This is a genomic window from Streptomyces sp. Wb2n-11 (genome assembly GCF_001049855.1).
Lineage (GTDB): Bacteria > Actinomycetota > Actinomycetes > Streptomycetales > Streptomycetaceae > Streptomyces > Streptomyces altiplanensis.
This window is the reverse complement of record NZ_CVPB01000001.1, coordinates 4,887,406-4,913,630: the sequence shown is the minus strand read 5'-3', so window position 1 is coordinate 4,913,630 and position 26,225 is coordinate 4,887,406. Positions and strand designations below refer to the sequence as shown.

26 protein-coding genes, 1 tRNA gene and 1 pseudogene are annotated in these 26,225 nt (G+C 70.0%); 11 read left to right on the top strand and 17 right to left on the bottom strand.

The features are described from left to right. Positions 1–32: 32 nt before the first annotated feature. Entirely contained in the window at positions 33–674 is a 642-nt protein-coding gene (locus BN1555_RS22320) for a DedA family protein (protein WP_093801036.1), read from the top strand. Here BN1555_RS22320 and BN1555_RS22315 read toward each other — a convergent pair. Continuing rightward, positions 671–898: a DUF2277 domain-containing protein gene (locus tag BN1555_RS22315; RefSeq protein WP_093803561.1), complete on the bottom strand. Its 228-nt coding sequence runs from the start codon at positions 896–898 to the stop codon at positions 671–673. The two genes, BN1555_RS22320 and BN1555_RS22315, sit on opposite strands and share 4 nt — an antisense overlap. Before the next feature lie 801 nt (positions 899–1,699). After that, complete coding sequence (locus tag BN1555_RS22310) at positions 1,700–2,632, bottom strand: MurR/RpiR family transcriptional regulator (RefSeq protein ID WP_176710099.1); 933 nt, start codon at positions 2,630–2,632, stop codon at positions 1,700–1,702. 212 nt (positions 2,633–2,844) lie between these two features. Between BN1555_RS22310 and BN1555_RS22305 the strand changes: the two genes are divergently transcribed. Next, positions 2,845–3,399 (top strand): flavoprotein, encoded by a 555-nt coding sequence (locus BN1555_RS22305; protein ID WP_093801034.1) that lies wholly within the window; start codon positions 2,845–2,847, stop codon positions 3,397–3,399. Positions 3,400–3,796: 397 nt separating this feature from the next. On the opposite strand, the gene BN1555_RS22300 is transcribed toward BN1555_RS22305, so the two are convergent. Further along, positions 3,797–4,270 carry an excalibur calcium-binding domain-containing protein gene (locus BN1555_RS22300; protein ID WP_255306125.1) on the bottom strand — a complete coding sequence of 158 codons (474 nt, stop codon included), beginning with the start codon at positions 4,268–4,270 and terminating at the stop codon, positions 3,797–3,799. Between the two features lie 972 nt (positions 4,271–5,242). Here BN1555_RS22300 and BN1555_RS22290 point away from each other — a divergent pair. Both BN1555_RS22290 and BN1555_RS40505 read left to right on the top strand, forming a co-directional pair. After that, positions 5,243–5,551, top strand: a complete 309-nt coding sequence (locus tag BN1555_RS22290) for a hypothetical protein (protein WP_093801032.1) — start codon at positions 5,243–5,245, stop codon at positions 5,549–5,551. 388 nt (positions 5,552–5,939) lie between these two features. Beyond that, a pseudogene (locus tag BN1555_RS40505) lies at positions 5,940–6,146 on the top strand (hypothetical protein); the annotation flags it as partial. A gap of 20 nt (positions 6,147–6,166) precedes the next feature. On the opposite strand, the gene BN1555_RS22280 reads toward BN1555_RS40505, so the two are convergent. Further along, positions 6,167–6,241: transfer RNA gene (locus BN1555_RS22280), tRNA-Val, on the bottom strand. 176 nt (positions 6,242–6,417) lie between these two features. Here BN1555_RS22280 and BN1555_RS22275 point away from each other — a divergent pair. The 3 genes from BN1555_RS22275 to BN1555_RS22265 all read left to right on the top strand — a co-directional run bounded on the left by BN1555_RS22275 (position 6,418) and on the right by BN1555_RS22265 (position 8,880). After that, complete coding sequence (locus BN1555_RS22275) at positions 6,418–7,182, top strand: DUF4097 family beta strand repeat-containing protein (protein ID WP_093801031.1); 765 nt, start codon at positions 6,418–6,420, stop codon at positions 7,180–7,182. A gap of 73 nt (positions 7,183–7,255) precedes the next feature. Further along, positions 7,256–8,632, top strand: coding sequence for a hypothetical protein (locus BN1555_RS22270; protein ID WP_093801030.1), 1,377 nt, complete (start codon positions 7,256–7,258; stop codon positions 8,630–8,632). Positions 8,633–8,661: 29 nt separating this feature from the next. Next, a complete protein-coding gene (locus BN1555_RS22265; RefSeq protein ID WP_093803557.1) occupies positions 8,662–8,880 on the top strand; it encodes an FmdB family zinc ribbon protein in 219 nt (72 codons plus the stop codon). A 3-nt stretch (positions 8,881–8,883) separates the two neighbouring features. Here BN1555_RS22265 and BN1555_RS22260 read toward each other — a convergent pair whose 3' ends face one another. Together BN1555_RS22260 and BN1555_RS22255 are read right to left on the bottom strand one after the other, a co-directional pair. Further along, positions 8,884–9,543, bottom strand: a complete 660-nt coding sequence (locus BN1555_RS22260; protein WP_093801029.1) for an O-methyltransferase — start codon at positions 9,541–9,543, stop codon at positions 8,884–8,886. Positions 9,544–9,553: 10 nt separating this feature from the next. Then, complete coding sequence (locus BN1555_RS22255; RefSeq protein WP_093803555.1) at positions 9,554–10,366, bottom strand: histidine kinase; 813 nt, start codon at positions 10,364–10,366, stop codon at positions 9,554–9,556. Positions 10,367–10,498: 132 nt separating this feature from the next. Between BN1555_RS22255 and BN1555_RS22250 the strand changes: the two genes are divergently transcribed. Then, positions 10,499–11,125: a DedA family protein gene (locus BN1555_RS22250; RefSeq protein ID WP_093801028.1), complete on the top strand. Its 627-nt coding sequence runs from the start codon at positions 10,499–10,501 to the stop codon at positions 11,123–11,125. On the opposite strand, the gene BN1555_RS22245 is transcribed toward BN1555_RS22250, so the two are convergent. The 3 genes from BN1555_RS22245 to BN1555_RS22235 all read right to left on the bottom strand — a co-directional run bounded on the left by BN1555_RS22245 (position 11,094) and on the right by BN1555_RS22235 (position 15,774). Beyond that, positions 11,094–11,921, bottom strand: coding sequence for an HAD family hydrolase (locus BN1555_RS22245; protein ID WP_093801027.1), 828 nt, complete (start codon positions 11,919–11,921; stop codon positions 11,094–11,096). The genes BN1555_RS22250 and BN1555_RS22245 overlap by 32 nt on opposite strands. Beyond that, positions 11,918–14,536, bottom strand: coding sequence for a phosphoribosyltransferase (locus BN1555_RS22240; protein WP_093801026.1), 2,619 nt, complete (start codon positions 14,534–14,536; stop codon positions 11,918–11,920). The genes BN1555_RS22245 and BN1555_RS22240 overlap by 4 nt, the downstream gene beginning before the upstream one ends. Before the next feature lie 77 nt (positions 14,537–14,613). Then, positions 14,614–15,774: an HpcH/HpaI aldolase/citrate lyase family protein gene (locus tag BN1555_RS22235; protein WP_093801025.1), complete on the bottom strand. Its 1,161-nt coding sequence runs from the start codon at positions 15,772–15,774 to the stop codon at positions 14,614–14,616. Between the two features lie 176 nt (positions 15,775–15,950). Here BN1555_RS22235 and BN1555_RS22230 point away from each other — a divergent pair, with 176 nt between their 5' ends. Further along, positions 15,951–16,790 carry a TerD family protein gene (locus tag BN1555_RS22230; RefSeq protein ID WP_093801024.1) on the top strand — a complete coding sequence of 280 codons (840 nt, stop codon included), beginning with the start codon at positions 15,951–15,953 and terminating at the stop codon, positions 16,788–16,790. A gap of 59 nt (positions 16,791–16,849) precedes the next feature. On the opposite strand, the gene BN1555_RS22225 is transcribed toward BN1555_RS22230, so the two are convergent. The 6 genes from BN1555_RS22225 to BN1555_RS22200 all read right to left on the bottom strand — a co-directional run bounded on the left by BN1555_RS22225 (position 16,850) and on the right by BN1555_RS22200 (position 21,332). After that, positions 16,850–17,587: a TerD family protein gene (locus tag BN1555_RS22225; RefSeq protein ID WP_093801023.1), complete on the bottom strand. Its 738-nt coding sequence runs from the start codon at positions 17,585–17,587 to the stop codon at positions 16,850–16,852. A gap of 122 nt (positions 17,588–17,709) precedes the next feature. Further along, on the bottom strand, positions 17,710–18,858 hold the full coding sequence (locus BN1555_RS22220) for a DUF475 domain-containing protein (protein WP_093801022.1): 1,149 nt from the start codon (positions 18,856–18,858) through the stop codon (positions 17,710–17,712). Between the two features lie 49 nt (positions 18,859–18,907). Beyond that, positions 18,908–19,483, bottom strand: a complete 576-nt coding sequence (locus BN1555_RS22215; protein ID WP_093801021.1) for a TerD family protein — start codon at positions 19,481–19,483, stop codon at positions 18,908–18,910. Between the two features lie 94 nt (positions 19,484–19,577). Continuing rightward, entirely contained in the window at positions 19,578–20,153 is a 576-nt protein-coding gene (locus BN1555_RS22210) for a TerD family protein (protein WP_093801020.1), read from the bottom strand. A gap of 125 nt (positions 20,154–20,278) precedes the next feature. Beyond that, positions 20,279–20,764 (bottom strand): peroxiredoxin, encoded by a 486-nt coding sequence (locus BN1555_RS22205; protein WP_093801019.1) that lies wholly within the window; start codon positions 20,762–20,764, stop codon positions 20,279–20,281. Positions 20,765–20,891: 127 nt separating this feature from the next. Further along, positions 20,892–21,332: a DUF3052 domain-containing protein gene (locus BN1555_RS22200; protein ID WP_093801018.1), complete on the bottom strand. Its 441-nt coding sequence runs from the start codon at positions 21,330–21,332 to the stop codon at positions 20,892–20,894. A gap of 408 nt (positions 21,333–21,740) precedes the next feature. Here BN1555_RS22200 and aceE point away from each other — a divergent pair, with 408 nt between their 5' ends. Both aceE and BN1555_RS22190 read left to right on the top strand, forming a co-directional pair. After that, on the top strand, positions 21,741–24,473 hold the full coding sequence (gene aceE, locus BN1555_RS22195; protein ID WP_093801017.1) for a pyruvate dehydrogenase (acetyl-transferring), homodimeric type: 2,733 nt from the start codon (positions 21,741–21,743) through the stop codon (positions 24,471–24,473). Positions 24,474–24,547: 74 nt separating this feature from the next. Next, positions 24,548–25,345 (top strand): potassium channel family protein, encoded by a 798-nt coding sequence (locus BN1555_RS22190; RefSeq protein ID WP_093801016.1) that lies wholly within the window; start codon positions 24,548–24,550, stop codon positions 25,343–25,345. A 4-nt stretch (positions 25,346–25,349) separates the two neighbouring features. Here BN1555_RS22190 and BN1555_RS22185 read toward each other — a convergent pair whose 3' ends face one another. Together BN1555_RS22185 and BN1555_RS22180 are read right to left on the bottom strand one after the other, a co-directional pair. Next, on the bottom strand, positions 25,350–25,613 hold the full coding sequence (locus tag BN1555_RS22185) for a small hydrophobic protein (protein WP_141662876.1): 264 nt from the start codon (positions 25,611–25,613) through the stop codon (positions 25,350–25,352). 82 nt (positions 25,614–25,695) lie between these two features. Continuing rightward, positions 25,696–26,058 carry a peptidase inhibitor family I36 protein gene (locus BN1555_RS22180; protein ID WP_093803554.1) on the bottom strand — a complete coding sequence of 121 codons (363 nt, stop codon included), beginning with the start codon at positions 26,056–26,058 and terminating at the stop codon, positions 25,696–25,698. Positions 26,059–26,225 lie beyond the last annotated feature (167 nt).

Here is a 26,225-nt window from a genome sequence, read left to right as displayed (position 1 = left end):
GTCGCGGCGTTGTCACGAACCGGGGAGTCACGTTGTTGGAAAGTGTGGGGGCGCTGACCGGCAGCCCTTGGATCTACGCGGTGGTCGCGCTCTCCGTCGTCCTGGACGTTTTCGTACCGGTCCTCCCCAGCGGAGTCCTGGTGATCACGGCCGCCACCGCCGCCGCGGCGGGCACCACGACCGTCGCGGGAGCCACCGGCCAGGTCGCGCACCAGGTGCCCGACATCCTGGCGCTGATGGTGTGCGCGACGGCGGCGTCCGTACTGGGCGACTTCGTGGCGTACCGCCTGGCCTGGCGCGGCGGTGAGCGCCTCGACCGCGCCATCGCCCGCTCACACCGCCTGACCACCGCGCAGGAACGTCTCGGCGCCGCGCTCAGCCGTGGCGGCGGCATCCTCGTCGTCATTGCCCGCTTCGCCCCGGCGGGCCGCTCCGTCGTCTCCCTGGGCGCGGGCGCCGCACACCGCAAGGTGAAGGAGTTCCTGCCCTGGTCGGCCCTGGCGGGCGTCGCCTGGGCCGGTTACAGCGTGGGCCTCGGCTATCTCGGCGCCCAGTGGCTGGGCGCGTCGTGGCTGGGCGCGGCGGTCTCGCTGCTGGCTCTGTTCGTGGCGGGCACCCTGGCGGCCCTGTTCGTACGCCGCCCGGCGCCGGCCCCCGCGCCGGCCGCGCCCTAGCCCTGCCTGGCCGCCCCTCCTCGCACTTCGATCCCGGCGAGCAGTCTGCGGGTCGCCCCGGCCACTTCGGCGACGGCCCGGTCGAACACCTCGCGGTTGTGGGCGGCGGGCGCCCGGAACCCGGAGACCTTGCGCACGTACTGCAGGGCAGCCGCGTCGATCTCCTCGTCGGAGGCTTCCCCGGGCAGAACGGGCGGACGGAGCGTCTTGATGCTGCGGCACATACCACGACGGTATCCCCGGGCCGCCCTCCTCGGCACGGCCGCCGCGGACGGGAATCCCGCTCGGCGGCCCTGCCGCTCCTGGCCGGTACGGGCGCCGGCGAGGAGCGCCTCGGTGACGAGCCGGACGGCGCGGGCCAGGCGGCCGAGCTGCTCCAGCTCGACGGCGCAGAGCCGGATGGTGCTCTCGATGACCCTCTCGGAGACGTCGAGGGCGGGCAGTTCCGCCCGGCAGGTGCGCAGCGCGACCCGTACGGCACGGATCTCGTGCCCGACCTGGAGCTGCGCGTGGCGGGCGAGGAGGAGGGGTGGCGGGTGAGCGCCGGGTACCCGGCGTAGCGGGCCGGCAGGAGGTCCCGCGGCCACCGGGCCGCCGTGCGCTCCCAGTCCTGGGTGCCGGGGGCCTTGACCCGACACGGCCGGTCCGGGCCGGTCGGTGAGAGGATCTGCGGCATCGTCGTCGCTCCGGCGGGATGGTGGACGGGTTCTCCGGTCGCGGAGCCCCGCGGAGGTGTGCGGCGGTCCCGGCCCAGGGGTTGACCGGGACCGCCGAAGGGGGCTTCCGCCGGGGAAAGCGGAGTGCCCGGGTGGAACACCCGTGGGCCGGCGTGAGGAGGAGTGCGCCGCCCGTGGGTGTCCGGTCATGTGAGGCGTGAGGATGCGGCGACCACAGGCAGTAAACATATATACGGCCGAGTAAGCAAGGGTATGAAAAAATTCATTCCTCACGTGTTATGAAAAGCTGCGTTCCGTGACCCCGTGACCCCGTGACCCCGTGACCCCGTGACCCCGTCCCGGCCCGGTTCAGTCCTCGATGAAGAAGTCGTGCTGCTCCGCGACCTGCTCGTACCCCTCCAGCCGCGACTGCGTACGCACGGGGTCGGCGTCGGCCATGGCCTGGAGGACGGCGGCGGACAGGACGCCCGGCGCCGAATAGGAGTCGAAAACGAGACGGGATCCGGTGCCGGCGGTGAGCGCCACATCGGCCTCGTCCACGAGCGCACCGAGCGTCAGGTCGGTGATCAGCGCGACGCGCAGCCCCGTGCTGCGGGCGGCCTGCAGGGCCGCCAGGGTCTCGTTCGCGTGCCTGGGCATCGCGAACGCCACCACCCACGTCCCGCCCGCCTCCCGTGACTGGAGCAGCGCGTCGTAGGCGACGCTGCCCCCGCGGGTCACCAGCCGCACGTCGGGGTGGATCCGCCGCGCCGCGTAGGCGAAGTACTCCGCCAGCGACACGGAGATCCGCAGCCCCAGAACCGTCAGAGGCACGGACCGGGCCAGCTCCCGGCCGATGTCGAGGACCCGGCCGGGATCGGCGAGGGTGCGCCGCAGGCTCTCCAGATTCTCGATCTCGGCGTCGACGGCCGCCTGCAGCTCGTTGCGGCGGATCTCCTCCCGCGTCTCCCGCGTGTCCGGGGAGCCCGCGACGGAGCTGAGCGCGATGGGCTGCAGGGCCTCCCGCAGGGCGGGGTACCCACTGAAGCCCAGGGAGGACGCGAAGCGGGTCACCGACGGCTGACTCACCCCGACGCGCTCCGCCAGGTCCGTGATCGACAGGAAGGCGGCCTCGGTGAGGTGGTCGACGATGTACTGGGCGATACGCCGCTGCGCGGGGGACAGCCGGTGGCCGCCGAACAGTGCGCGCACGCTGTCCGTGGGAGATGCCTCCGTGTCCGGAGACTGCCTTCCCGGCGTGATCGCGGACGCCTGTGCGCGTGCCTGCTGCCTTGATGGCACCGGCGTGCCTCCCTCTCGTCCCACTGATGCTCAACATAGCCCACGCCTCGCGGCCCCAGCCCGGACGACCACACGAAACAGCCGGCCCCCGCGCAGCGTCCGCGCAGTGCTCCGCCCCGCCGGAACCGCCTCCGTGCTCCATGGTCCAAAACCCGCCATCCGCCCCTGTTCCTCTTGGTCCGGGGGTTGTTGCGTGTGATCCACTGGACGGCATGACGAGGACTCTGTACCTGCTCTGCTCGGCCGCACCGCCCGTATTCGACGTGGCCCGGATCGTCGAGGACGCGCAGGCCCGCGGGTGGGACGTGTGCCTGGGACTGACGCCGACCGCGGCCCGCTGGCTCGGCAACAGCCTCGACGGGCTGGCCGTGCTGACCGGGCATCCGGTGCGCTCCGAGTACAAGTTGCCCGGCGAACCGGACGTGTGGCCGGAGGCGGACGCGATCCTGTTCGCGCCGGCGACGTTCAACTCGGTCAACCAGTGGGCGCAGGGAATCACTTCGTCGTTCGTCGTGGGCGTGGCCGCCGAGGGTATCGGCAAGCGGATTCCGTTGGTGACGACGCCGTGCGTGAACGCGGCCCACGTGCAGCACCCGCAGTTCGAACGGTCGGTGGCGATGCTGCGGGGGGCTGGTGTGACGGTGCTGTACGGGGACGGCGGGTTCACGCCGAACGAGCCGGTCCAGGGGCTCCAGGGGCAGCCGGAGGGGTACCCGTGGGGCCTGGCTCTCGAAGCGGTGGAGACGGTCGCCGCCTCCTCCGTGTAGCCGGGTCTCCCCGCCCCGTGGTTCCGTGCGGGCTGCCGCGGCCGGACATGCGGGGCCGTTCTCCCGGTCTGCTCCCACTGGATCGCCGGAACGCCCCCCGCCGTGCTCGGCGGGGGCGTTCTGTCTGGTCACGCCTGGTGGGCGCGGACGGTTTCGAACCGCCGGCATCCGCTGTGCACGTCCGATCAGCGGGACTTGGCGACACAGGGGCGTACGGAAGACGGGGGCGTTATCGACCGCTCGTTGCCGTTGATGTCAGCCGTCGTTGATGTCAGCCGTCGTTGATGTCAGCGATGAATGTCAGCACGACCCCGAAACGAACGGCACGCATCCACGGCGACCCTTGCCTGATGACGAAGCCCTTGTGCTTTCCGAGGGGCACCCTGTGCGACGTGCGCTATTCGCAGGCGACGCCGTCACCGTCGCGGTCCAGGTGCCTGCCGTAGCCTGCGTCCCCCGTACGGATCGGAGCGGCGTCGGCGGCGCGCACCGCGGTGCAGTTCGCGTAGTAGGCCGAACCGCCAGATCCGCTGCCGTCGTCGCTGCCGTCGTCGCTGCCTCCCGCAGCGGGGGCCACCGTGACATGGACGGTCTTCGTCACAGTCGGCGCAGGTTCCGGCTTGACCGTCGCCGTCGCCGTCGCCGTCGCCGTCGCCGTCACCGTGGCAGCCGGCGCCGGGGTGTCTGTGACCGTCGCGGTCACGGTTGCGGCAGGCGCCGCCTTCTTGCTCGCCACGGTGTCGGACTCCGTCTCGCCGTCGGACCCGGCGACGACGCCGATGAAGAACAACATCAGCGCAGCCGGGATCAGCACCCGCTTGCGTGTCCACTTCGAGCGCTCCGGCTGCGGGGCCGGAGGCGTGTAGGGCATGTAGGGGCCGGGGCCCCCAGGGGCGGGCGGCTGGCCCCAAGGCGGCTGCTGCGGCGGCGGGTTGTGCGACATGGATCCCCCAAGGGGCGTGGCGAAAGAAGCCGACCGTAGCGGATACGCCGTTGGATACTGGGCAGTTTCGCCAAATAGGGGTACCTCACCAAGCTTCCGTCCCTGAGGGGAGCCGAGGCCCGGAGGCTTTGGACCTCGGCGAGATCTGCGTAAGTGCCCCCGGCAGGATTCGAACCTGCGGCACCCGCTCCGGAGAGGTGCTGGGCCGCCTTGCCGATGACCCGCGGCTTCTTCGGCCGGGCCGGCGGGCCCGGATGGCACCTGAAGCCACCCTGGTCGACCGTGGCCGGCCCCTGTACCCGGCACGGCTGCGGCAACGCGGCTGTCTGCGTCGTACACCTTCTGGTCCGCAGTTCCGGCAGGATCGGTCAGCGAGGGTCGTGCCGGCCGCTACGAGGCCTCGGAGAGACGGTAGCGGGCGGGGCGGTCGCCGTGGTGGCGGTACCGCGCTGCTGTACTCCTACGGCGAACCGGCGGCCTTGCCGCTTCGGCGGGCCGTCCCGCGACAGACCACCCACAGGCTGACCAGAACCAGGAGCACTCCGCCCGTCAGCCACCCGAGGGACCCGCTGTCGCGGTATTCCCTGATGCCGGCTGCAAGCATGAGAGTGGAGGGGATCAACCCCGCCCAGTCCATGGCTCTGCTCAATCTTGCGGTTTTCGAAGGCTTGATCACGGCCTGATCCTGGCAGGCGGACGCGCCCTCCACCAGATACGAGCGCATCGACGGAGTCTCCATGGCGCGGTCGAGCACCGACGCGACGGGTCCGGGAGCACCGGTGGCCCGGACACAACTGGGGGCGTCTGAGTACGCGTGCTCAGGTGAAGCGCCGACGGGGCCACCATGCTGGCTCGCGTGGCGATCGACGGGGAGTCGCCTTCAAGCGGCCTTGTGGGGGCGTGGAACTCGTGAACAATCCGTCGACCGGCCGGCAGGTGGGGGCAAGCGTCGCGCTGCTCGTCATCGACCTCCTGGCCATGGCCTGGCTGCTGTACGGCTATGGGATTTCCGGCTGGGCCGACAGTCTCAACGGAGGCAACGCGCCGGAGGCACCGGATTTCGCGCGGCGAGCGATGTGGTTCCTGGCTGGTGGTGCTGCGGTCACAGGCGGTGGTCTGCTCGCCCTGCGATGGCACATTCCTGGCACGGTTCAGCTCTTGATCCTTGGCTGCGGAGCAGGGGCGTTCGCCTACTTGGCCGCCCTTTAGCAGCGCATGCCGGCTGACCGGCCCATCCCACCACTCACCTCGGCTCAGCTCCCCTCCCACGCCTGCCCCGCCGCACACGCACTCGGGTGCGGGGCCCCCTCTCCGCCCCCTCTCCGCCCCGGCGTCGGCCGGTCCCCCGCCGGAGGCTTGTTCTGGCCCCATGCCCCATGCCCCATGCCCCGTGCCCCGTCTCCCGCCCGGAGGAGCGGAGCGACGACGGGTGCTTGAACAGCGGGAGATACGGGTCCGTACTCAGCGGCAGCGTGTCCGCGGTGAGGTGTACGAGGACGGCCCAAGGGCGTCGCGGGAAGCACACACCGCCTCCGCTCGCCCTCTGCGCCGCCCCGCTCCGCCGGTAACGGCTGCGGCAGGTTGCCCCCTGCGCGCAGCCGCCGGCGCCGCTCCCCGCCTCGTGACGGAGATCCTCGGGCACAGTCAGACCGGGGCCACGATGAACATCCGCGCCCACGCCGTCCAGGACACCCGGCGCGAGGCGGTGAGTCACCTGGACCGCGTGCTGAAGCGGCAGCGTCCCGACCGTGGGCGACTGCGCCCGTTGACATCAGAAGTGGACGTCAAAGGCCCCCAACCATGATCGGTTGGGGGCCTTCGCACTGGTGGGCGCGGACGGTTTCGAACCGCCGACATCTGCTTTGTAAGAGCAGCGCTCTACCCCTGAGCTACGCACCCGTGGATGAGGCAACAGCGTACATGGCCCACGGGGAGGGATGGCAATCCGTTCCCCGGCCGGACGGCGTCGGGCGGTGGTGGGGATAACCCCACCCCGGTTCGGTGGTGGTCCGCATCGCGCCGGGGCGGGGCCGTTCGTACGGTGAAGGCTCACGCTGGGACTACTTGGGGGATCGATCACCGTGGCACTCCGTACCCGCACCTTTCTCGCCGTCGGCGGGGCCGTAGCCGCCGTGGTCGCTCTGAGTGGCTGCGGCGGGAGCGAGGCCAAGGACGCGCCCGTCGAGCAGCGGTCGTTTCCGTTCAGCGGGAAGACGCTGGCCATCGACGCCGACGACTCGGTCCTCGAACTGGTTCCGGCCGACGTGAAGGACGTCGAAGTCACGCGGCGTGCCGACGGGTGGGTGTTCCTCGGTGAGGGGCCCGAGTCCACCTGGGGGATGAAGGGGGGCGAACTCGTGCTGCGACAGCACTGCGACGCGATGGTGAGCGACTGCGAGTCGTGGCACCGGGTGAAGGTGCCGCGCGGGGTCGCGGTGACCGTGAAGGACGACAACGGGAAGGTCACGGCCACCGGGTTCGACACCGCCCTCACGCTCCGCTCCGACAACGGCGAGGTGATCGTCAAGGACTCCGGCGGCCCGCTGGACCTGTCCAGTGACAACGGGGAGATCGTCGCGGAGGGGATCTCGTCGAAGAGGGTGAAAGCGGTCTCCGACTCCGGGAGTGTGCGGGTGGCCTTCACCGTCGTCCCGGACCGGGTGGAGGCCGGCAGCGACAACGGCGAGATCGGTCTCGACCTGCCCAGGGCCACGTACAGCGTGACGGCCAGGAGCGACAACGGCGACGTCCGGGTCGACGTGCCGCGCGACCCGAGCAGCCCCCATGTGGTGAGGGCGAACAGCGACAACGGGGAAATCACCCTGCGAAGCGCGAACTAACCGGCCCGTGTGTTCGTCCTTACCTGGTGGGAGAATGTACCGGGCAGGGGCGGACACAGCACGGGAGAGGGATGTGACGGCGACACACGCGCAGCCGTACACGCAGCGAGTACGCCGCCGTACGAAAGCGGGTGCCGTCCGGGACGTCGTCGCGCTCGTGCTCCTGCCGGTGCCGCTGATCGTCGCGCTTCCCTTCGCCTTCGCGGGCGGCGGTACGAGGCGCTGGTTCGGCGGGCGCGGGGAGAATGTGCGCGCCGACGCCCAGGCCGCCAAGGACGAGGCCGCCGCGGCCTTCTACGAACTGGACACCGCCCAGCGCGACCTGCGGATCTCGATCGAGACGATCACGGCGGTGGACAGTTCGCCGAAGGCCCGCAGAGCCGTGGAGGACTTCGCGGCGCTGGGGCGGCGCATCGACGAGGTCAGCCATACGTACATCACCGCCGTCGACGCCCACGACCTCGACCGTGACGACCTGGAGGCCGCCACGGCCGCCAAGGCGCGCACGGAGCTGAGCAAAGCCAAGGACGAGCTGGTACGGGTCAAGGGCGAGCTCGACCGGTACGCGCAGGGGCTGGGGCCGCTGCTCGACACGGCGGAGACGCAGCTCGCCCGGCTCGCGCCCGCCGTGGAGCGGGCCCGTCAGACGCTTCTCGCGGCGAGCAACGCGCTGGATGCGGTACGGGCCTCGGGGCTCAGGGCCGATGATCTCGCGGCCCGGCTGGCGGCCCTCGCGCCCGAGCTGACCAGGCTCAACGAGGGCGCCGGACGGCACGGCGTACCGGAGACCCTGCAGCGTGCGGACCAGGTGCTGCGCGACGCCGACGCCGTGCGGACCGAGGCCGAGCGGCTGCCGGAGCGGGCGGCGGAGATCGACCGGCGGTTGGTGTCGCTGCGGACCCGGGCCCAGGCGCTGACGACCCGGGCGGGCAAGGTCGAACCGGTCCTGAGCGAGCTGCGGCGCCGGTTCACCGCCGCGTGTTGGCAGGACTTGCAGACCGTACCCGCGCAGACAGCGAAAACGGTCCGGCAGGCCGAGGAGAAGATCGCGGAAGCGGCGAAGGCGCGTGACGAGCAGCGGTGGCCCGATGCCGTCTCCCTGCTCAGCACGGTCAGGGCGCTGCTGAACTCCACCGACGAGGCGGTTTCGGCCGCCGGCGACCGGTTGCAGCGGCTCAATGCCGTGTCCAAGGACCCGCAGCAGGAAATCGAGCGGACGCGGTTCACGATCAGGGACGCTCAGCGGCTGGCCATGGCCGGGCGCAATACGCCCGATCCGCGGCATGCCCGTCCGCTCGACGACTCGGTGGCCCGGCTGGAACGGGCCGTCGCGGGTCTGGAAGGCCGCCACCCCGACTACTGGCACTTCCTGACCGAGACCGAGGCCGTACGGCGCACGGTGGCGCGGGTCGTCTCGGAGATCCGTGAGGAACGGGGCGCGGGCTCCTGAACCGGAGGGCGACTCAGTAACCTGTGGGCATGCCTCGTTACGAGTACCGCTGCCGCTCCTGCGGCACCAGCTTCGAGCTGAACCGGCCCATGGCCGAGTCCTCCGCGCCCGCCACCTGTCCGGACGGGCACGACGACACCGTCAAGCTGCTGTCCGCCGTCGCCGTGGGCGGTACGGCCAGGTCCGCCTCGGCCGCGCCCTCCGGCGGGGGCGGAGGCGGGTGCTGCGGCGGCGGGTGCTGCGGCTGAGGGTCAGCGCTTCCTGGACAGCGTCACGCCGTCCGCGACGGGGATCATGATGCTCTCCATGCGCGCGTCGGCCGTCACCCGGTCGTTGAACTCCTTGACCGCTGCCGCCGCGCCCGTCGCGTCCGGGTCCGTGACGCCTCCGTGGAAGAAGACGTTGTCGGTGGCGATCACTCCGCCCTGCCGCATCCTGGGCACCAGCTCCTCCCAGTACGGCACGTAGTTGACCTTGTCTGCGTCGAGGTAGGCGACGTCGATGTGCGGCTCCGCGGGCATGGCGCGCAGGGTGTCCAGGGCAGGGCCTACGCGCAGTTCGACGCGGTCGGCGACGCCCGCCTTCGCCCAGGCGTCGCGCGCGTACGCCGTCCACTCCTCCGAGACGTCGCACGTGATCAGCCGGCCGTCCGCGGGCAGGGCCTGCGCCATCGACAGTGCGGAGAAACCGGTGAACGTACCGATCTCGACGATGTGCCGTGCCCCGGTCAGCCGGACCAGGAAGGCGAGGAGCGGCCCCTGCTCCTCGGCGGACTGCATGCCCGCGTGCTCCGGCAACTGCCGGTAGGTGATGTCGACGAGCTCCCGCTGCACGGTGTCCAGCGGGGGGTTGTGCGCCAGCATGTACGCGTACAGCTCGTCGGTGACGGGGGTGCTGTTTCCCTTGCTCATCGCGTCCCTCTCAGGTGCCCAGATATCGGTGTACGGCCAGAACCCGGCGACTGTAGCCACTGTTTCCCGGCAGTGCGACTTCGCGCAGCTCGGCCGGCGCTTCGCCGCTCTGCTCGTGGGCCTGGCGCAGCAGCGCCTGTGCGCGTTCGGCGTCCCGGCTGCGACGGGCGCGGCCGGGCAGCATGCCCAGGGCCACGAGGTGCTGCTGCACCCCGTCGTGCAAGTCCCTTTCAATACGGTGGCGTTCGTCGAGGACGGCTTCGGCGACTCCGGCGCGGCTGGCGGCCAGCTGCGCGATACGGCGCTCCAGCTCGTCCTGGTGGCTCGGGCCGAGGAAGTGGCGGGCCGGCTGACCCTCCAGTGAGGCGACTCCGAATACTCCCCGAAACGCCAGGAAGAGCAGGACCAGCCCGCCGAGGGTGCCGAAGGCGACCATGCCGGGAGACTCGATGTCGGCGATCAGCCAGCCGTACACGAAGAAGGTTCCGTAGCCGGCGCCGATGAGGACGGAGACCAGGACGACGGCGCCGAGCAGGCCCAGCGTCCAGCGCGCGGCGAGGTAGCGCAGGGCGCGTTCGCTCGCGTACGTCTCGGATATCCGTATTCCGAGGAAGGTGCCCAGCCGGCCGCGCTCGAACTCGGTCAGGCGGCGGCTCCCGGCCGCGACGGGGCGCATCACCGTCTGCCGCCCGTGCGGCCACGCCAGCACGAGCAGCGGTGCCACTCCGGGGACGAGCACGAAGACCGGCTCGGCGACCGCGGACCACGCCCCGATGACGAGACCTGCCGCGAACCGGACTCCGCGCCACACGACTGCTTTCATGATCAAGCACGCTGGCCGGGCGGCGCGGGCCCGCACACTGCGGAAAACCGCAGTGTTTTCCTGTGGCTGACGCCGGGAATCCTGCGGTTTTCTTCAGTGTGGCTTCAGGTCCGGATTCCTAATGTGGATCGCATGACCGAGAGCAGCGCACCACAATGGATCAACTCCCTCATGGACACCCTGGGGGCGCCGGGCGCCGGCATTGCCATCGCCCTGGAGAACCTGTTCCCGCCCCTGCCCAGCGAGGTGATTCTGCCGCTGGCGGGATTCGCCGCCAGTACCGGGCAGATGAGCCTGATCGCCGTCCTGCTGTGGACCACGGCGGGCTCAGTGATCGGTGCCCTCGCGCTGTACGGGGTGGGGGCGCTGCTCGGGCGTGACCGGACCGTCGCGATAGCGGCCAAGCTGCCGCTGGTGAAGGTTTCCGACATCGAGCGGACTGAGGCCTGGTTCCTGCGCCACGGCACCAAGGCGGTCCTGTTCGGGCGGATGATTCCGATCTTCCGGAGCCTGATATCGGTGCCCGCGGGGGTCGAGCGCATGCCGCTGCCGGTCTTCCTCGGGCTCACCACGCTCGGCAGCGCGATATGGAACACCGTCTTCGTCCTCGCCGGCTACGCACTGGGCGAGAACTGGACGGACGTGACGGGTTATGTCTCCACATACTCGAAGGTGGTGCTGGTGGGGGCCGTGCTGGCGGTGCTGCTCTTCGTGGGCGTTCGGATGCTCAGGCCGGGTGTCGGCCGGCGGCGTGGATGAAGGAGCGCAGGATCTCTTCGCCCGCCGCGATGCCGGCCTCGGGGAGGACGGTGACCTGAGGGGCGGTCCAGCCTGTGTCGGCCAGCTCGCCGTGTCCCGGTCGCCAGCCGTGGTCGGCGGCCAGCAGGAGATCCGCGTCGAGGAGGGAGTCGCCTGCGGCGAGGGTGAGAGTGGCGCCGGTGCGCCGGGCCACCTCGCGCATGGCCGCGCTCTTGGTGAGCGGCTTCGGTACGGCGTAGATCTTGCGGCCCTGGAGGGAGACCGTCCAGCCTCGGGCCTGTGCCCACTCTCCGAGTTCCTTGACCCACTCGTCCGGCAACAGCGCGCGCTCGACGACGAGGTAGGCGAAGAGGTCCTCGGCGACCCGTTCCTTCAGCAGCCAGGCGGGGTCGGCGGCGGCGACGAGGTGGGCGCGGACCTCGGCCAGGGAGGCGCACTCGTCCGCGAGCGTCTTCGCCACCTGGGCCTGCCAGTCCGGGTCGGACACTCCGTCGACAAGAAGGTGACCGCCATTGGCGCAGATCGCGAAACGGGGGGTGGGGACAGGAAGCCGGATGCGCTGGTACTGCTCGCGGGTGCGGGTGGTCGCCGGTACGAACCAGGTCGCGGCAGCGAGCTGCGTCATCAGGCCGGCGGCGGTCTCCGTGAGGTAGGAGAGCGGCTTGCTCTGGTAGACCTCGACGCAGAGCAGGCGCGGCGCCTCGGCGTCGGGCATGCGCAGGCCGAGGGCCGCGGTGGAGTAGATCAGAGTGCGGTCGAGATCGCTGGCGACAAGAACGGGAGGGCGGCTGGTCACTTCGCTGTTACCGCCTTGCCGTCCGCGCCGGTGGCGCCGCGTGTGTACTGGGGATGGATCAGCCCGACACAGGTGTACGGGAGTCCGTCGACCTCCTCGAGGGGGACTCCGCGCTGCTCCGCCAGGAGGCGCACGTGGTCGAGGTCGGCGCCGGCGCCGCGCTTGGCGAGGATCTTCCAGGGGACGCGGCGCAGCAGGACACGAGTGGTCTCGCCGACGCCGGGCTTGACGAGGTTCACATCGTGGATGCCGTACTCCTCGCTGATGCGCTCGACGGCCGCCCAGCCCTCCCAGGTGGGGGCGCGGTCTGCCGACAGCAGTTCCTTGACCTCGGCGTCCGCGGCGTCCGCGACCTCGTCGAAACGGGCGGCGACGGTGTCGAGGAAGTGGCCGGACACATCGCCGTCAGCGAGTTCGCGGTAGAACTTCGCCCCGTGGAAGTCGTCGGGGCCGACCAGGTCGGAACGGAGGACCGTGCGCGAAACCAGACCGGAGACGGTGGAGTTGAGGCAGGCGGAGGGGATGAGGAAGTCCTCGCGCGTGCCGTAGGTCTTCACACAGCCACCGGGGTCGGCGAGGACGGCGATCTCCGGGCTGAAGCCGTCGATGCCGGTGGTGGCGGCGAAGCTGTCCAGGGCCTGGGCGAGTTCGCGGGTGATCGCGCCCTTGCCCGTCCAGCCGTCGACGAAGACGACGTCGACCGGGTCGTGGTGTGCGGCCAGCCAGCGCAGGGCGGTCTCGTCGACACCCCGGCCGCGGACGATGGAGACGGCGTAGTGCGGGAGGTCGAGCCCGTGCCGGTGCTGGGCGTAGCGGCGCATCAGTACACCGACGGGCGTGCCGGCGCGGGCCAGGGAGACCAGGACGGGAAAGGGTGAGCGTTCGGCCAGGACGGTTTCGGTGACGGTGGCGACGGCCCGGGCGATGCGGGTGGCCGAGGTCTCCAGGGCGGCCATGAAGAGCTGCTGGTACTGGGCGCTCGGCTGGTACTCGACGGGGAGCGACTCGGCGTAGTGCGCGCCGCCGCTCTGGATCGCTTCCTCGCGCTCCTCCGTCGGGGCCTCGAGCTCGACGCCCGAGAGGTCCTGGAGGAGCCAGCCGACGTCCTCCGGTGCGTAGGAGGAGAAGGCGGGGCCGCGGAGGGGCTCGGGCATGGGCGGTTCCTGCCGTTCGGGGACGCGTCGCTCGGGCATCTCGGGTATGCCTGGCACATCGGGTATCGCGGGTATGTACGAGGGGATGACTGCCAGCACGACGTGCCCGGTGTGGGCGGCCAGGCAGGCGAGGAGGCCGTCGGGGGCGTGCAGTGCGGGGGTGTCGGCGGCTGAGTCGACCACGGCGACGACGGCGTCGAAGCCGGCGCCCGCGACGTTGTAGGCGTAACGCGCGCCGGGGCCGTCGGCGGGGTTGTCGTGCGCGGGGAAGACGATGCGCGTGCGGATCGCGTAACCCGGGTCGTCGACGGCGAGCACGGGTGAGCGGGTGGTGGTCGAGTACCGCACCTCGGCTTCGACGCGCTCCTCCAGCGCGGTGGCCAGCCTGAGCGGCGCGTACATCAGCTCCTCGAAGCCGAGAACCAGTACGCGGCGCGCGTCTTCGGGCAGTGCTCCGGCGATACGGTCGGCCATGCCCGGCAGCGCGCCCTCCAGCACGGCCCGGTGCGCGGGTGCGAACCCGTGCCGTCCTCCATCGGGCACACCGCTCGGCCAGCCCAGCTCGACGCGGGTGGGCGTGGCGGCCCGGGAAGTGGCGCGGGCGGGCTCCGGGCAAGCGGCGCCGGCCCCGGCAGGCCCGGTGCCGGTGCTGATCCCGGCGCCGGTGCCGTCCGGTTCGGCGGCAGCGCCGGTTTCCGGGGACGTGGAGCCGGAGTGGGGTGGCGGAGAGGGGTCGTACCGCGCCACCAGGGCCCGGCCCTTCTCCAGTACGCCCTCCGGCAGGCGGACCGTGCCCGAGGCCATCGCGATCAGGTCGACGCGCGCGCCGATCTCCCGCGCGAACTCCTCCAGCCGCCCGCGGTCCCGTGCCGAACGCATGTCGACCAGGGCCACGATCACGTACCGCTCGCGCGGGTACCGCCCGTGCAGGTCGCGGATGGTGTTGAGCACCGTGTTGCCGGTGGAGAACTCGTCGTCGACGAGGACCAGCGGCCCCTCGCCGGCCAGCAGCCCGGGATCTTCCGGCAGCAGCAGATGCGAGGTGGCGTGCGAGTGGGACTCCTCGAAGCCGCCCGCCGCCGGCACGCCGTCGACCGGGCGGCGCGTCGAGTGGAGGTACGGTGCCACGCCCACGCCGTCCGCGACCGCGTGGCCGAGTCCCGTCGCCGTCTCGGCGTATCCGAGGACCACCGCGCGTGCGGCCGCCTCGTCACCCAGCAGCTTCCGTACGTCCTCGCCGAGCGCGAATCCCGCCCCGTACACCCGGGAGGGCAGCTGCGGCACGTGCTTGCCCAGCACGTTCGACACCAGCAGATGGGCTCGCTTCGGATTGCGGCGCAGGGCCAGTCCCAGCAGATCGTTCAAGCCGTCGGGCCGCTGCCCCTCGCCGTCGGCGACGAGTTCGACGCCCAGCCGCTCCGCGACCCACGTTCCCGACCACACCACGTCGTCCGTCCCCATCTCAGTCTCGCTCTCAGCCGGCTCGGTCGGCAGTCGGCAGTCGGCCCGTCCGGCCCAGCCACCGGCCGTCAGCCGCCTCAGCCGGTTATTCCGGCGGTCAGCAGCTCCACGAAGCCGACGTCCTCGCGGGCCACCCCGAAGACCTCGGCCCTCAGCAGCGTGCGTTCGGCCCACGCGCGGTGCGGCTTCACTTCGTTCATCTTGTTCGTATAAGCGGAACGCATCACTCCGCCACCGCCCCGCTCCGGCCGCAGGATGTCCTGCGCGTCGCTGAACTCCTCATGACTGACCACCGACAGCGCGTGCACGGGCAGCACGTGCGACGGATGGATGCAGGTCTTGCCGAGCAGCCCGTTCGCACGGTCGAGCGAGATCTCCCGCAGCAGCCCGTCCATGTCGTGCTCGATGAGCGACGCCCGCAGCGCCTCCGCCTGCCCCACGAAGGGGCTGCGGCGCAGCTGCGGCTTGAACATCCGCTCCTGGAGCCGGAAGTACTCCCACACGGGACCGGTGATCGTGAAGCCCGTGCCGTCCGAGCGCCCGAGCACGTTCACCACGTCGGCGATGACCCCGGCCACGATCTGCACGTCGTACGCCGTCATGTCGGGCGCCCTGCGCAGCCCGTACGCCGAGCAGAAGTCGGTGACGCCCAGGCGCAGCGCGAGCACCCGCTCCCGGTACTTGTCGACGGTGCGGGCGATACCGCCCAGCGTCTCGGCCCGGGTCTCCAGGTGGAGCAGTTGCGGTGATTCCAGGACGGGCATCGCGAACAGCCGCTGCCCGCTCGCCGCCTCCGCGGCCGCGAGCGCCTCCAGGAAGGCGACACCACGCTCCTCGGTGAACTTCGGCAGTACGAATCCGGACAGCAGCCGCGCCGAGGGGCCCAGCCGGTGCACCAGATCGGGAATCTGCCCGGGTTCGCGGACCCGGACGAACAGCAGCGGCAGCTCCGGGCCCCGCGCCTCGAGCTCGGCGAACTGCCGGACGAGGTTCTCCTCGGCCCCGGCGACTTCCGCGTCGTCGATGGAATCCTCCAGGCAGAGCACCATCGAGACGACCCCGCGCCCCGCCTGCTTCACCACGTCGTCGGCGAGCGCCGGCCGGGTTGCCGGGCTGTAGAGCGTGGCGCCGAGAGCGGCGGAGAGCGTACGGGCCGAGGACCCGGCATCGAACGCGACCGGCTCCTGATGAAAGAGGCCCTCTCGGACAGTGGGCGGGATATGCCCGAAATGACGCATCAAAATCCCCCCGTGCTGCCGTGTCGGCCCATTGCTCTGTGGCCGGTAATAGTACGTAGGGGCCGTGTCAAGAGTTCCCCGTGCGCATGAACTTCAGGTTACTCACACAAAAGCACGACCTCCGACCACAAGGAAACGGGGCCCCGCGTTGTCCGCGGGAGCCGCGGGAAGGCAGGATGACAGGCATGACGCACGCCATGCTGAAGGGCTCGAACGTCCCGCTCGACGCCACGGCCGTACGGGCTGTGCTGCGCTGGACCCCCGGCCCCGACGTCCCCGAAGTGGACGCCTCGGCCCTGCTGCTCGGCGTCGACCGGCGCGTGCGCTCCGACGAGGACTTCGTCTTCTACAACCAGCCCCGCCACCCCTCGGGCCTGGTCCGGAGCCTGGGCAAGAAGCGCATGCCCGACGGCGTCACCGACTCGGTGCAGACGGACCTCACGGCGCTCGAACCGGCCGTGGACCGGATCCTGATCGTCGCCTCGACGGAGAACGTCCCGTTCGAGCACGTACGGGACCTGCGCATCGAGGTGTACGACACCACCGCGGCCGGGAGCGGCGAGCCGCTCGCGTACTTCGAGATCAGGCCGGAGACGGGTGCGGAGACCGCGCTGATCTGCGGGGAGCTGTACCGGCGCGGCGAGGGCTGGAAGTTCAGGGCGCTGGGCGAGGGCTACTCGAACGGTCTGATCGGCCTGGCCACGGACCACGGCATCTCGGTGGACGAGACGGAGGGGGCGGAGGGAGCGGCCGCGGAACCCGCGTCGGCAGCGGCGTCCGCGGCAGGACCCGCCCCGGCCCCCGAGCCGCCCGCACCGCCCGCCCAGCCGCCGCTCCACCCCGCTCAGCCCGCGTACGGCTACCCGCAGCCGACGACCGCGCCCGCCTATGGCTATCCCCAGTCGGCGTCGACCCAGCCCGCCTACGGCTACCCGCAGCCCGCCGCCGCCGCTGCCTTCGCACCGGACCCGAACTTCCGGCTGCCGCCGCAGGGGCCGCAGTTCGTCCGCGCCTAGAAGGCACATCTGGGGAACGCGACTCCCGACGGGCCCGGAGACCGGGCCCGTCGGGCCCGTCAGGCCCTGGTCTTGTAGCCGCGCCCCCACTGCAGACCCCACCCGTACAGCCGGTCCAGTTCCGCCTGGAAGCCGTAGACGAACTTCACCTCGCGCCGCACCACCAGGTCGCCCTTGACGTCCTCGACGGTGAGGACGGCGCACGAACGGGCCTGCGGGGCGTGCTCGTCGAGCTCGATCTCTATGCGCGGGCCGTTGCTCGGGAAGAGCGTCACCACGGCGTGCGTACGGTCGAAGGCCGGCGTCTGGTCGTAGATGTAGACGAAGACCAGCAGCCGCTTGATCGCCTCGCGGTGGTCGAGGTTCACATAGATCGTCTCGCCCGACGGCGCGCCGAACCGGTCGTCGCCGCTGAGCTGTACGTACGGCGGCGCGTTCAGGTTCCCGAAGAAGCTGCCCAGCGGCTGTACGACGCCCTTGGTGCCGTCCACCAGCTCGTAGAGGCAGCCGAGGTCGAGGTCGACGTTGACCACGCCCTGGGTGTGCGCCTGCACCAGTTCCGGCTGGAAGAACTTGAGCGGCCGGCGCAGCAGACTGCCGCTGCGCCGCGTTTTGCCTCCGATGTCGGAAGTGCGCATCCGCCACGAGAGGTTGACGCGCAGATTGCCGGTGGCCGCGCCCTGCTTGGTGAGCGAGACCGAAGGGTTCCGCTTGGTCAGCTCGATCGCGTTGGCCGCGGCATTGCCGGACGCGAACTGATCGGCCCTGTTCCGCCGCATGCCGTCCCAGAAAGCCATCCCGCCCCCACCCTCAGATATCTCTTGAAAACCCCGCACAACGGCACGCAAGGCCGCGGGGCGGCCCCGAGGCCGACGCCTCGTGACCGCCCCGCTCAGAGCGTTCCTCAATCCCTGCCGGGTCACACCCCGGACGGGACCTCAGTCTTGTCTCCCGAGGACGGCCCCTTGCCGTCCTCGGCGGCCGCGAGCCGCTTGTTGCGGCGGATCGAGGACCAGAAGGAGGCGGCGATGAGGAGGACACCGATGAGACCGGTGATGAGCTCGCTGATCTCGTGCTCGATGGTGATCAGCAGGAGGACCGCGAGCGCGCCGATCGCGTAGTGCGCGCCGTGCTCCAGGTAGACGTAGTCGTCCAGGGTGCCCTGGCGGACCAGGTAGACCGTCAGCGAACGTACGTACATCGCGCCGATGCCGAGGCCGAGCGCCATCCAGAAGATGTGGTTCGTGATGGCGAAGGCGCCGATGACACCGTCGAACGAGAAGGAGGCGTCGAGGACTTCCAGGTACAGGAAGAGGAAGAACGCGGCCTTGCCCGCCAGACCGACGAGGGACGGGTCCTTGCCTTCCGCCTTGGCCTTCTCCTCCTCTTCGTGCTCGCGCTCCTCTTCCTCTTCGATCTTGTTCTCGAAGTGGCTGGAGAGACCGCCGACGATGAGGTACGTGATCAGGCCGGCGACGCCGGAGAGCAGCACCGTGGCCGACTTGTCCTGGTAGCCCGAGCTGGTGTGCGCGTGGGTCGCGAAGGTCATCGCCGTGCCGAGCAGGACGATCAGCGCGATGCAGACCGACAGCATGTCGACCTTGCCGAGCCTGGCCAGCGGACGCTCGATCCAGCCGAGCCACTTGATGTCCCGGTCCTCGAAGATGAAGTCCAGGAAGATCATGAGCAGGAACATGCCGCCGAAGGCCGCGATCGCCGGGTGGGCGTCCGTGACCAGGGCTTCGTACTGCTTGGGCTGGTCCATCGCGAGCTGGATCGCCTCGATGGGACCGACCTTGGCACTGATCGCGACGATGGCGACAGGGAAGACCAGCCGCATACCGAAGACGGCGATCAGGATGCCGATGGTGAGGAAGATCTTCTGCCAGAAGGCATTCATCTTCTTCAGGATTCCGGCGTTGACCACCGCGTTGTCGAAGGACAGCGAGATTTCGAGGATCGACAGGATCAGTACGACCCCGAACGCCTCCCACCCCCACTGCCAGGCGGCGAAAGCCAGCCCGAGTGCCGTGACGGCAAACGACCAGCCGAAGGTTTTCAGAACCACTGGCTACCCCATCGTGTAAGTACGGGTCTCCCCCGCGCCGTGCGCGGCTTTACGAAACGTTGACCCCGAAGTCTAGGGCGATGCCCCGCAGACCTGACGCATACCCCTGTCCAACCGCCCGGAACTTCCATTCCCCGCCGTACCGGTACACCTCACCGAAGATCATCGCGGTCTCGCTGGAAGCGTCCTCGGAAAGGTCGTAACGGGCCAGCTCCTGGCCGTCGGCCTGGTTGACCACGCGGATGAAGGCGTTGCTGACCTGGCCGAAGGTCTGGCCGCGGTTGTCCGCGTCGTGGATCGAGACCGGGAAAATGATCTTGTCGCAGTGCTCGGGCACCAGGGAGAGGTCGATGATCATCGACTCGTCGTCGCCGTCACCCTCACCGGTCAGGTTGTCGCCGGTGTGCTCGACCGAGCCCTCGGGGCTCTTGAGGTTGTTGTAGAAGACGAAGTACTCGTCGCCGAGCACGCGGCCGTTCTGGCACAGCAGCGCGCTGGCGTCGAGGTCGAAGGGGGCTCCTGTGGTGGAGCGCGCATCCCAGCCGAGCCCGACCAGCACCTGGGTGAGATTCGGTGCGGCCTTGGAGAGGGAGACGTTGCCTCCCTTGGCGAGCGTGACGCCCATGATCCTGCTTCCTCCCCGCGGTACGGAAATGAGTGGTGAGGCGCGTCCGGCGTCGCACGTGCACGTGCGACGCCGGACGTGAAGGGGGTCCCGCTCAGACGTTGACGCCGAAGTCCTGCGCGATGCCGCGCAGGCCCGAGGCGTACCCCTGGCCGATGGCCCGGAACTTCCACTCCGCCCCGTTGCGGTACAGCTCGCCGAAGACCATCGCGGTCTCCGTCGAGGCGTCCTCGCTCAGGTCGTAGCGCGCCAGCTCGGTGTTGTCGGCCTGGTTCACGACGCGGATGTACGCGTTGCGCACCTGGCCGAAGCTCTGCTGCCTGGCCTCGGCCTCGTAGATCGAGACCGGAAAAACGATCTTGGCGACGTCGGCCGGCACGGCGGCCAGGTTCACCTTGATGACCTCGTCGTCGCCCTCGCCCTCACCGGTGGTGTTGTCGCCGAGGTGCTCGACCGAGCCGTCGGGGCTCTTGAGGTTGTTGAAGAAGACGAAGTTCGAGTCGTTGGTGACCTTGCCCTCCGCGTTGGTCAGCAGAGCGCTGGCGTCGAGGTCGAAGTCACCCCCGGTGGTGGTACGAGCGTCCCAGCCCAGACCGACGATGACCGCGGTCAGGTTGGGGGCGGCCTTGGTCAGCGAGACGTTGCCGCCCTTGCTGAGGCTGACTCCCACGAGTCCTCCCATATGTGTCGAGGGGCCGAGGGACCCCCGTAATGCGCTGGTATCGGATCAACGAGTCGATCCTAGTGACCGGTTCCCCCGCGCAGCATGCCCGGAACCCCGATTTCTCGGGTACGTCAGAGAGCGTCGAGGGCCTTGAGGTAGTCATTCAGGTCGCGCGCGTCGGGCAGGCCGTTCACCACGGTCCAGCGCACCACGCCCCGCTTGTCGATGACGAAGGTGCCGCGCACCGCGCAGCCCTTGTCCTCGTCGAAGACGCCGTACGCGCGCGAGGCCTCGCCGTGCGGCCAGAAGTCCGACAGGAGCGGGTACTCGATGTCCTCCTGCTCGGCGTAGACCCGCAGGGTGTGGATGGAGTCGGTGGACACGGCGAGCAGCTGTACGTCGTCGTTGACGAACTTCGGCAGCTCGTCGCGGAGCGCGCGCAGCTCGCCCGTACAGACGCCGGTGAAGGCGAACGGGTAGAAGAGCAGGACCACGTTCCTGGCCCCGCCGTCGCCGCCCGGGCCGTCCGGGACCCAGAAGCCGGAGAGCCTCACGGTCCGGCCGTGGTTGTCCTTCAGCTCGAAATCCGGGGCCTTGGTGCCCACCTCTGCCGCCATGGAAGCGTCGCCCCCCTCAGTCCGTTCCGGGGCTCCACCCTACGCAAAGGGCCCCCGCCGACCGAGGTCGGAGGGGGCCCTGACTGCGTCCGGTGACGGTGTCCGGTCGTCTGCGTCGGTTCTTCGCTCAGCGCTTGCCGGACTTCGCCGCCTTCGGGGTAACCAGCCTGCTGCCGGTCCAGTCCTTGCCCGCGTTGACGCTCTTGGTCTGAGACAGACCCGCGGTCTGCGCGGCTTCATTGATGTCGCTCGGCTCGACATAGCCTTCACGGCCTGTCTTCGGCGTCATCAGCCAGACGGGGGCGCCTTCGTCGATCAGCTGCGTAGCGTCGACCAGCGCGTCCGTCAGATCCCCGTCCTCGTCTCGGAACCACAGCACGACGGCGTCAGCCACATCGTCGTAGTCCTCGTCGACGAGTTCGGTGCCAATGAGTTCCTCGATGGCCTCGCGGAGCTCCTGATCGACATCGTCGTCGAAGCCGATCTCCTGGACCACCTGCTCGGGCTGGAAACCCAGCCTCGCGGCAAGGTTGGTCCGCTCCTCCGCGTGGTCCGCGGTCGCGCTCACGGATTGCCTCCTGATCATGTTTTGGAAAATGCTTCGGACCCGCGCGTGCGCGGGGCATTGGCCGTAGTCCACACGTGCGGGACGAATCTCGCAAGTACCCCGCCCCCGATCCCGCCCAAAGGATGGGCCTGGGGACACCTCCTGAGCCCTCTTCGTGATTCATCCCACACCATTCGACCACGTTTGACGGCTTCCGTGGCTTCGGTAGGCCAATCGGTCCCGAACGGCCTTACGGAACGCATCAACGTGTCGGGCGTAGGGTTGCGATTCGGCCGGATCCGTCCTCGGCCGGTGCCGCACTTCTCACCGAGCGATGGTTACTCCTCGGTAAAGATGACGTTTGCGATTCCGGGGTACACGATGGATGCGGCGCGACACCTCTCAAGACCCAACCAGCGAAGGAACAGCGTGGCTTCCGGATCCGATCGCAATCCGATCATCATTGGCGGCCTTCCGAGCCAGGTCCCGGACTTCGATCCTGAAGAGACCCGGGAATGGCTGGACTCCCTCGACGCCGCCGTCGACGAGCGGGGCCGTGAGCGTGCCCGCTACCTGATGCTCCGTCTGATCGAGCGCGCGCGGGAGAAGCGCGTGGCGGTCCCCGAGATGCGCAGCACGGACTACGTCAACACCATCGCCACCAAGGACGAGCCGTTCTTCCCCGGCAACGAGGAGATCGAGCGCAAGGTCCTCAACGCGACCCGCTGGAACGCGGCCGTGATGGTGTCCCGCGCGCAGCGCCCCGGTATCGGCGTGGGCGGTCACATCGCCACGTTTGCCTCCTCCGCCTCACTCTACGACGTGGGCTTCAACCACTTCTTCCGCGGCAAGGACGAGGGCGACGGCGGCGACCAGATCTTCTTCCAGGGACACGCGTCCCCCGGCATCTACGCCCGCGCGTTCCTGCTCGACCGGCTGAACGAGGCGCAGCTCGACGCCTTCCGCCAGGAGAAGTCGAAGGCCCCGAACGGTCTGTCGTCGTACCCCCACCCGCGGCTCATGCCGGACTTCTGGGAGTTCCCGACCGTGTCGATGGGCCTCGGCCCCCTCGGCGCGATCTACCAGGCGCGGATGAACCGCTACATGGAGGCGCGCGGCATCGCCGACACCTCCAAGTCGCACGTCTGGGCGTACCTCGGCGACGGCGAGATGGACGAGCCCGAGTCGCTCGGCCAGCTGTCCATCGCCGCCCGCGAGGGCCTGGACAACCTGACCTTCGTCGTCAACTGCAACCTCCAGCGCCTCGACGGCCCGGTGCGCGGCAACGGCAAGGTCATCCAGGAGCTGGAGTCGCAGTTCCGGGGCGCCGGCTGGAACGTCATCAAGCTGGTCTGGGACCGGAGCTGGGACCCGCTGCTCGCGCAGGACCGCGACGGCGTGCTGGTCAACAAGCTGAACACGACCCCCGACGGCCAGTTCCAGACGTACGCGACGGAGACCGGCGCGTACATCCGCAACCACTTCTTCGGTGACGACCACCGCCTGCGGGCCATGGTCGAGAACATGACCGACGACCAGATCCTGCACCTGGGACGCGGCGGTCACGACCACAAGAAGGTGTACGCGGCGTACGCGGCGGCCAAGGCCCACAAGGGCCAGCCGACCGTCATCCTCGCCCAGACCGTCAAGGGCTGGACGCTGGGGCCGAACTTCGAGGGCCGCAACGCGACCCACCAGATGAAGAAGCTGACGGTCGAGGACCTGAAGCGCTTCCGCGACCGGCTGCACATCCCGATCACGGACAAGCAGCTGGACGAGGGCTACCCGCCGTACTACCACCCGGGCCGCGACTCGGAGGAGATCCAGTACATGCACGACCGGCGCAACGCGCTGGGCGGGTACGTACCGACCCGTGTCGTCCGGGCCAAGCCGCTGCCGCTGCCGGCCGAGAAGACGTACGCGGCCGCGAGGAAGGGATCGGGTCAGCAGTCGATCGCCACGACGATGGCGTTCGTGCGCGTCCTGAAGGACCTCATGCGGGACAAGGAGATCGGCAAGCGTTTCGTGCTGATCGCGCCCGACGAGTACCGCACCTTCGGCATGGACGCGTTCTTCCCGAGCGCGAAGATCTACAACCCGCTGGGCCAGCAGTACGAGGCGGTCGACCGTGAGCTGCTGCTCGCGTACAAGGAGTCGCCCACCGGGCAGATGCTGCACGACGGCATCTCCGAGGCCGGCTGCACCGCGTCGCTGATCGCCGCGGGTTCGGCGTACGCCACGCACGGCGAGCCGCTGATCCCGGTCTACGTCTTCTACTCGATGTTCGGTTTCCAGCGGACCGGCGACCAGTTCTGGCAGATGGCCGACCAGCTCGCACGCGGATTCGTCCTGGGCGCGACCGCCGGCCGTACGACCCTGACCGGCGAGGGCCTCCAGCACGCGGACGGCCACTCGCAGCTGCTCGCCTCGACAAACCCGGCCTGTGTCGCGTACGACCCGGCGTTCGGGTACGAGATCGCGCACATCGTCCAGGACGGCCTGAAGCGGATGTACGGCGAGAACGCCGAGGACGTCTTCTACTACCTGACCGTCTACAACGAGCCGATCCAGCACCCGGCGGAGCCCGAGAACGTCGACACCGACGGCATCCTCAAGGGCATCTACCGCTTCAAGGAGGGCGAGAAGGGCGAGCTTCCGGCCCAGATCATGGCCTCCGGTGTGGCGGTGCCGTGGGCGGTCGAGGCCCAGCGGCTCCTCGCCGAGGAGTGGAACGTCAAGGCCGACGTCTGGTCCGCGACCTCCTGGAACGAGCTGCGCCGCGACGCGGTCTCGGTGGAGGAGCACAACCTGCTCCACCCGGAGGAGGAGCAGCGCGTGCCGTACGTGACGGAGAAGCTCTCCGGCGCGCAGGGCCCGTTCGTGGCCGTCTCGGACTGGATGCGTTCGGTTCCGGACCAGATCTCGCGCTGGGTCCCGGGCACGTACTCCTCGCTCGGCGCGGACGGCTTCGGCTTCGCCGACACGCGGGGTGCGGCGCGCCGCTACTTCCACATCGACGCGCAGTCGATCGTCCTGGCGGTGCTCACCGAGCTCGCCAAGGAGGGCAAGATCGACCGCTCCGCGCTGAAGCAGGCGGTCGACCGCTACCAGCTGCTCGACGTGACCGCGGCCGACCCCGGTGCGGCCGGCGGCGACGCGTAACGCCCACAGGACACGAACGGGCGGCGGGGCCTGCTGGCTCCGCCGCCCGTTCGTCGTTCCCTACCATTCGGGGCATGAAGGTGCAGACAGCGCAGGCCAGGTGGGAAGAGCGCACACAGGGGCCCCTGCTGGGGCTGGCGGTGGCTTTCGCCCTCGCGTACGCGGTTCCGATCGTCGCGCCGGACGCGGGCGACGCGGTGCGCCGGATCTGTCTGGTGACCGAGTGGGCGGTCTGGGGCGCGTTCGCCCTGGACTACGTCGTACGACTGTCGCTGTCGCCCGGCAAGTGGTCGTTCGTCCGCAGCCACCCGCTGGACCTGCTCGCGGTGGTGCTGCCGCTGCTGCGCCCGCTCCAGCTGCTCCGGCTCGTCTCCACGCTGCTGCTGGTCGGCCGGCGGGCCAGGACGGCTCCCCAGGTCCAGCTCACGACGTACGTCGGGGGCGCGGTGATCGGCCTGCTGATGTTCGGCTCGCTGGCCGTGCTGGAGGTCGAGCGGGACGCCCCCGGCGGGAACATCAAGACGCTGGGTGACACGGTGTGGTGGTCGTTCACGACGATGACGACCGTCGGATACGGCGACCACTCCCCCACGACAGGACTCGGCCGGGTGCTGGCGGTGGGCCTGATGCTCTCGGGCATCGCGCTGCTCGGTGTCGTCACCGCGAACATCGCGGCGTGGTTCATCTCCCGCTTCGACCGGGACGACGCCGAGGAGCGCCGCCAGACGGCCGCGATCGAGCTGCTCACGGAGGAGGTGCGGGCGCTGCGGGCGCAGGTCTCGGAACTGACGTCGGGGGCGGCGGCCCCGGCCCCCGGCATGCGCGAGGGGCCGTCCGTGGGGACGGCCCCGGCGCCACGGCGTCCGGCGTAGCGCGTCAGATCGACATGCCGTAGACGGCCGCGCCGCCTATCAGCGCGATGACCGCGAGGACGGTGATGACCGCACCGAGAATGAAGCCGATCATGGCCGGCACATTGCCGCTGTTGAAGCGCTTGCCCATCGCGATCCAGCCGGTGATCAGCGCGATCGGGCCGAGGATGATCCCGAGCGTGAAGAAGCCGATGATGCCGCAGATGAGCGAGACCCAGCTGAGGGCGCTGGTGTTGGACGGGCTGTGCGTACGGCTGTTGCTCGCCATGGTCACTCCCTGAGTCGTGCCCTGGAATTCGTGTGATCCGGGCTTGACGACCAGTTGCCCCGCTTTCCGGCGGGCATCCCCCTCAGTTCTCCCACACCTTGAAGGCCCGCACCCGGTACGGCGACTGCGGCACCCAGGTCCCGCCCCCCGGATAGGTCTCGAACTCCCCCGTCTCCTCGCACTCCCCGGACTGGTACGTCGTGACGGGCCGGCCGGTGCGGTTGGCGAGGGCCTGGGCGTCGGTGCCGGCCGGCAGGGGGACGCAGCTCTCGATGTCGATGCCGGACAGTTCGTGGGCCTGGCGCCCGCCCTTGAAGTCCGGCTTCGCCCAGAGGCAGAGCTCCCCGGTCGCACAGGCCCCGAGGCGGGGCGGCGCGGCGTGGGCGGTCTGCGGCAGCAGCGCGGTGACGGCCAGGAGCCCGGCCGCGAGGACGGTCGTACGCATGTGGAACATCGGAATCGGCCCCCGTGTGGTGTGGATCAGTCGCTCCCACCCTGAGCTGCGGGAACGGGTGGCGGAAGGTGCCGGGGGCTGTTCCACCCGGATAGGCGACAGCCCCGCCGGAACCGTCCGGCGGGGCTGTCGTACGTACCGGGTTGACGTCGGAGGAC

Excerpts from the sequence above, each read along its gene's own strand:
- BN1555_RS22315 (WP_093803561.1), bottom strand. The coding sequence starts at position 898 with ATGTGCCGCAGCATCAAGACGCTCCGTCCGCCCGTTCTGCCCGGGGAA.
- BN1555_RS22305 (WP_093801034.1), top strand. The coding sequence starts at position 2,845 with ATGACGAGGACTCTGTACCTGCTCTGCTCGGCCGCACCGCCCGTATTC.
- BN1555_RS22300 (WP_255306125.1), bottom strand. The coding sequence starts at position 4,270 with ATGCCCTACACGCCTCCGGCCCCGCAGCCGGAGCGCTCGAAGTGGACA.
- BN1555_RS22265 (WP_093803557.1), top strand. The coding sequence starts at position 8,662 with ATGCCTCGTTACGAGTACCGCTGCCGCTCCTGCGGCACCAGCTTCGAG.
- BN1555_RS22260 (WP_093801029.1), bottom strand. The coding sequence starts at position 9,543 with ATGAGCAAGGGAAACAGCACCCCCGTCACCGACGAGCTGTACGCGTAC.
- BN1555_RS22255 (WP_093803555.1), bottom strand. The coding sequence starts at position 10,366 with ATGAAAGCAGTCGTGTGGCGCGGAGTCCGGTTCGCGGCAGGTCTCGTC.
- BN1555_RS22250 (WP_093801028.1), top strand. The coding sequence starts at position 10,499 with ATGACCGAGAGCAGCGCACCACAATGGATCAACTCCCTCATGGACACC.
- BN1555_RS22240 (WP_093801026.1), bottom strand. The coding sequence starts at position 14,536 with ATGGGGACGGACGACGTGGTGTGGTCGGGAACGTGGGTCGCGGAGCGG.
- BN1555_RS22235 (WP_093801025.1), bottom strand. The coding sequence starts at position 15,774 with ATGCGTCATTTCGGGCATATCCCGCCCACTGTCCGAGAGGGCCTCTTT.
- BN1555_RS22230 (WP_093801024.1), top strand. The coding sequence starts at position 15,951 with ATGACAGGCATGACGCACGCCATGCTGAAGGGCTCGAACGTCCCGCTC.
- BN1555_RS22225 (WP_093801023.1), bottom strand. The coding sequence starts at position 17,587 with ATGGCTTTCTGGGACGGCATGCGGCGGAACAGGGCCGATCAGTTCGCG.
- BN1555_RS22215 (WP_093801021.1), bottom strand. The coding sequence starts at position 19,483 with ATGGGCGTCACGCTCGCCAAGGGAGGCAACGTCTCCCTCTCCAAGGCC.
- BN1555_RS22205 (WP_093801019.1), bottom strand. The coding sequence starts at position 20,764 with ATGGCGGCAGAGGTGGGCACCAAGGCCCCGGATTTCGAGCTGAAGGAC.
- BN1555_RS22190 (WP_093801016.1), top strand. The coding sequence starts at position 24,548 with ATGAAGGTGCAGACAGCGCAGGCCAGGTGGGAAGAGCGCACACAGGGG.
- BN1555_RS22185 (WP_141662876.1), bottom strand. The coding sequence starts at position 25,613 with ATGGCGAGCAACAGCCGTACGCACAGCCCGTCCAACACCAGCGCCCTC.
- BN1555_RS22180 (WP_093803554.1), bottom strand. The coding sequence starts at position 26,058 with ATGCGTACGACCGTCCTCGCGGCCGGGCTCCTGGCCGTCACCGCGCTG.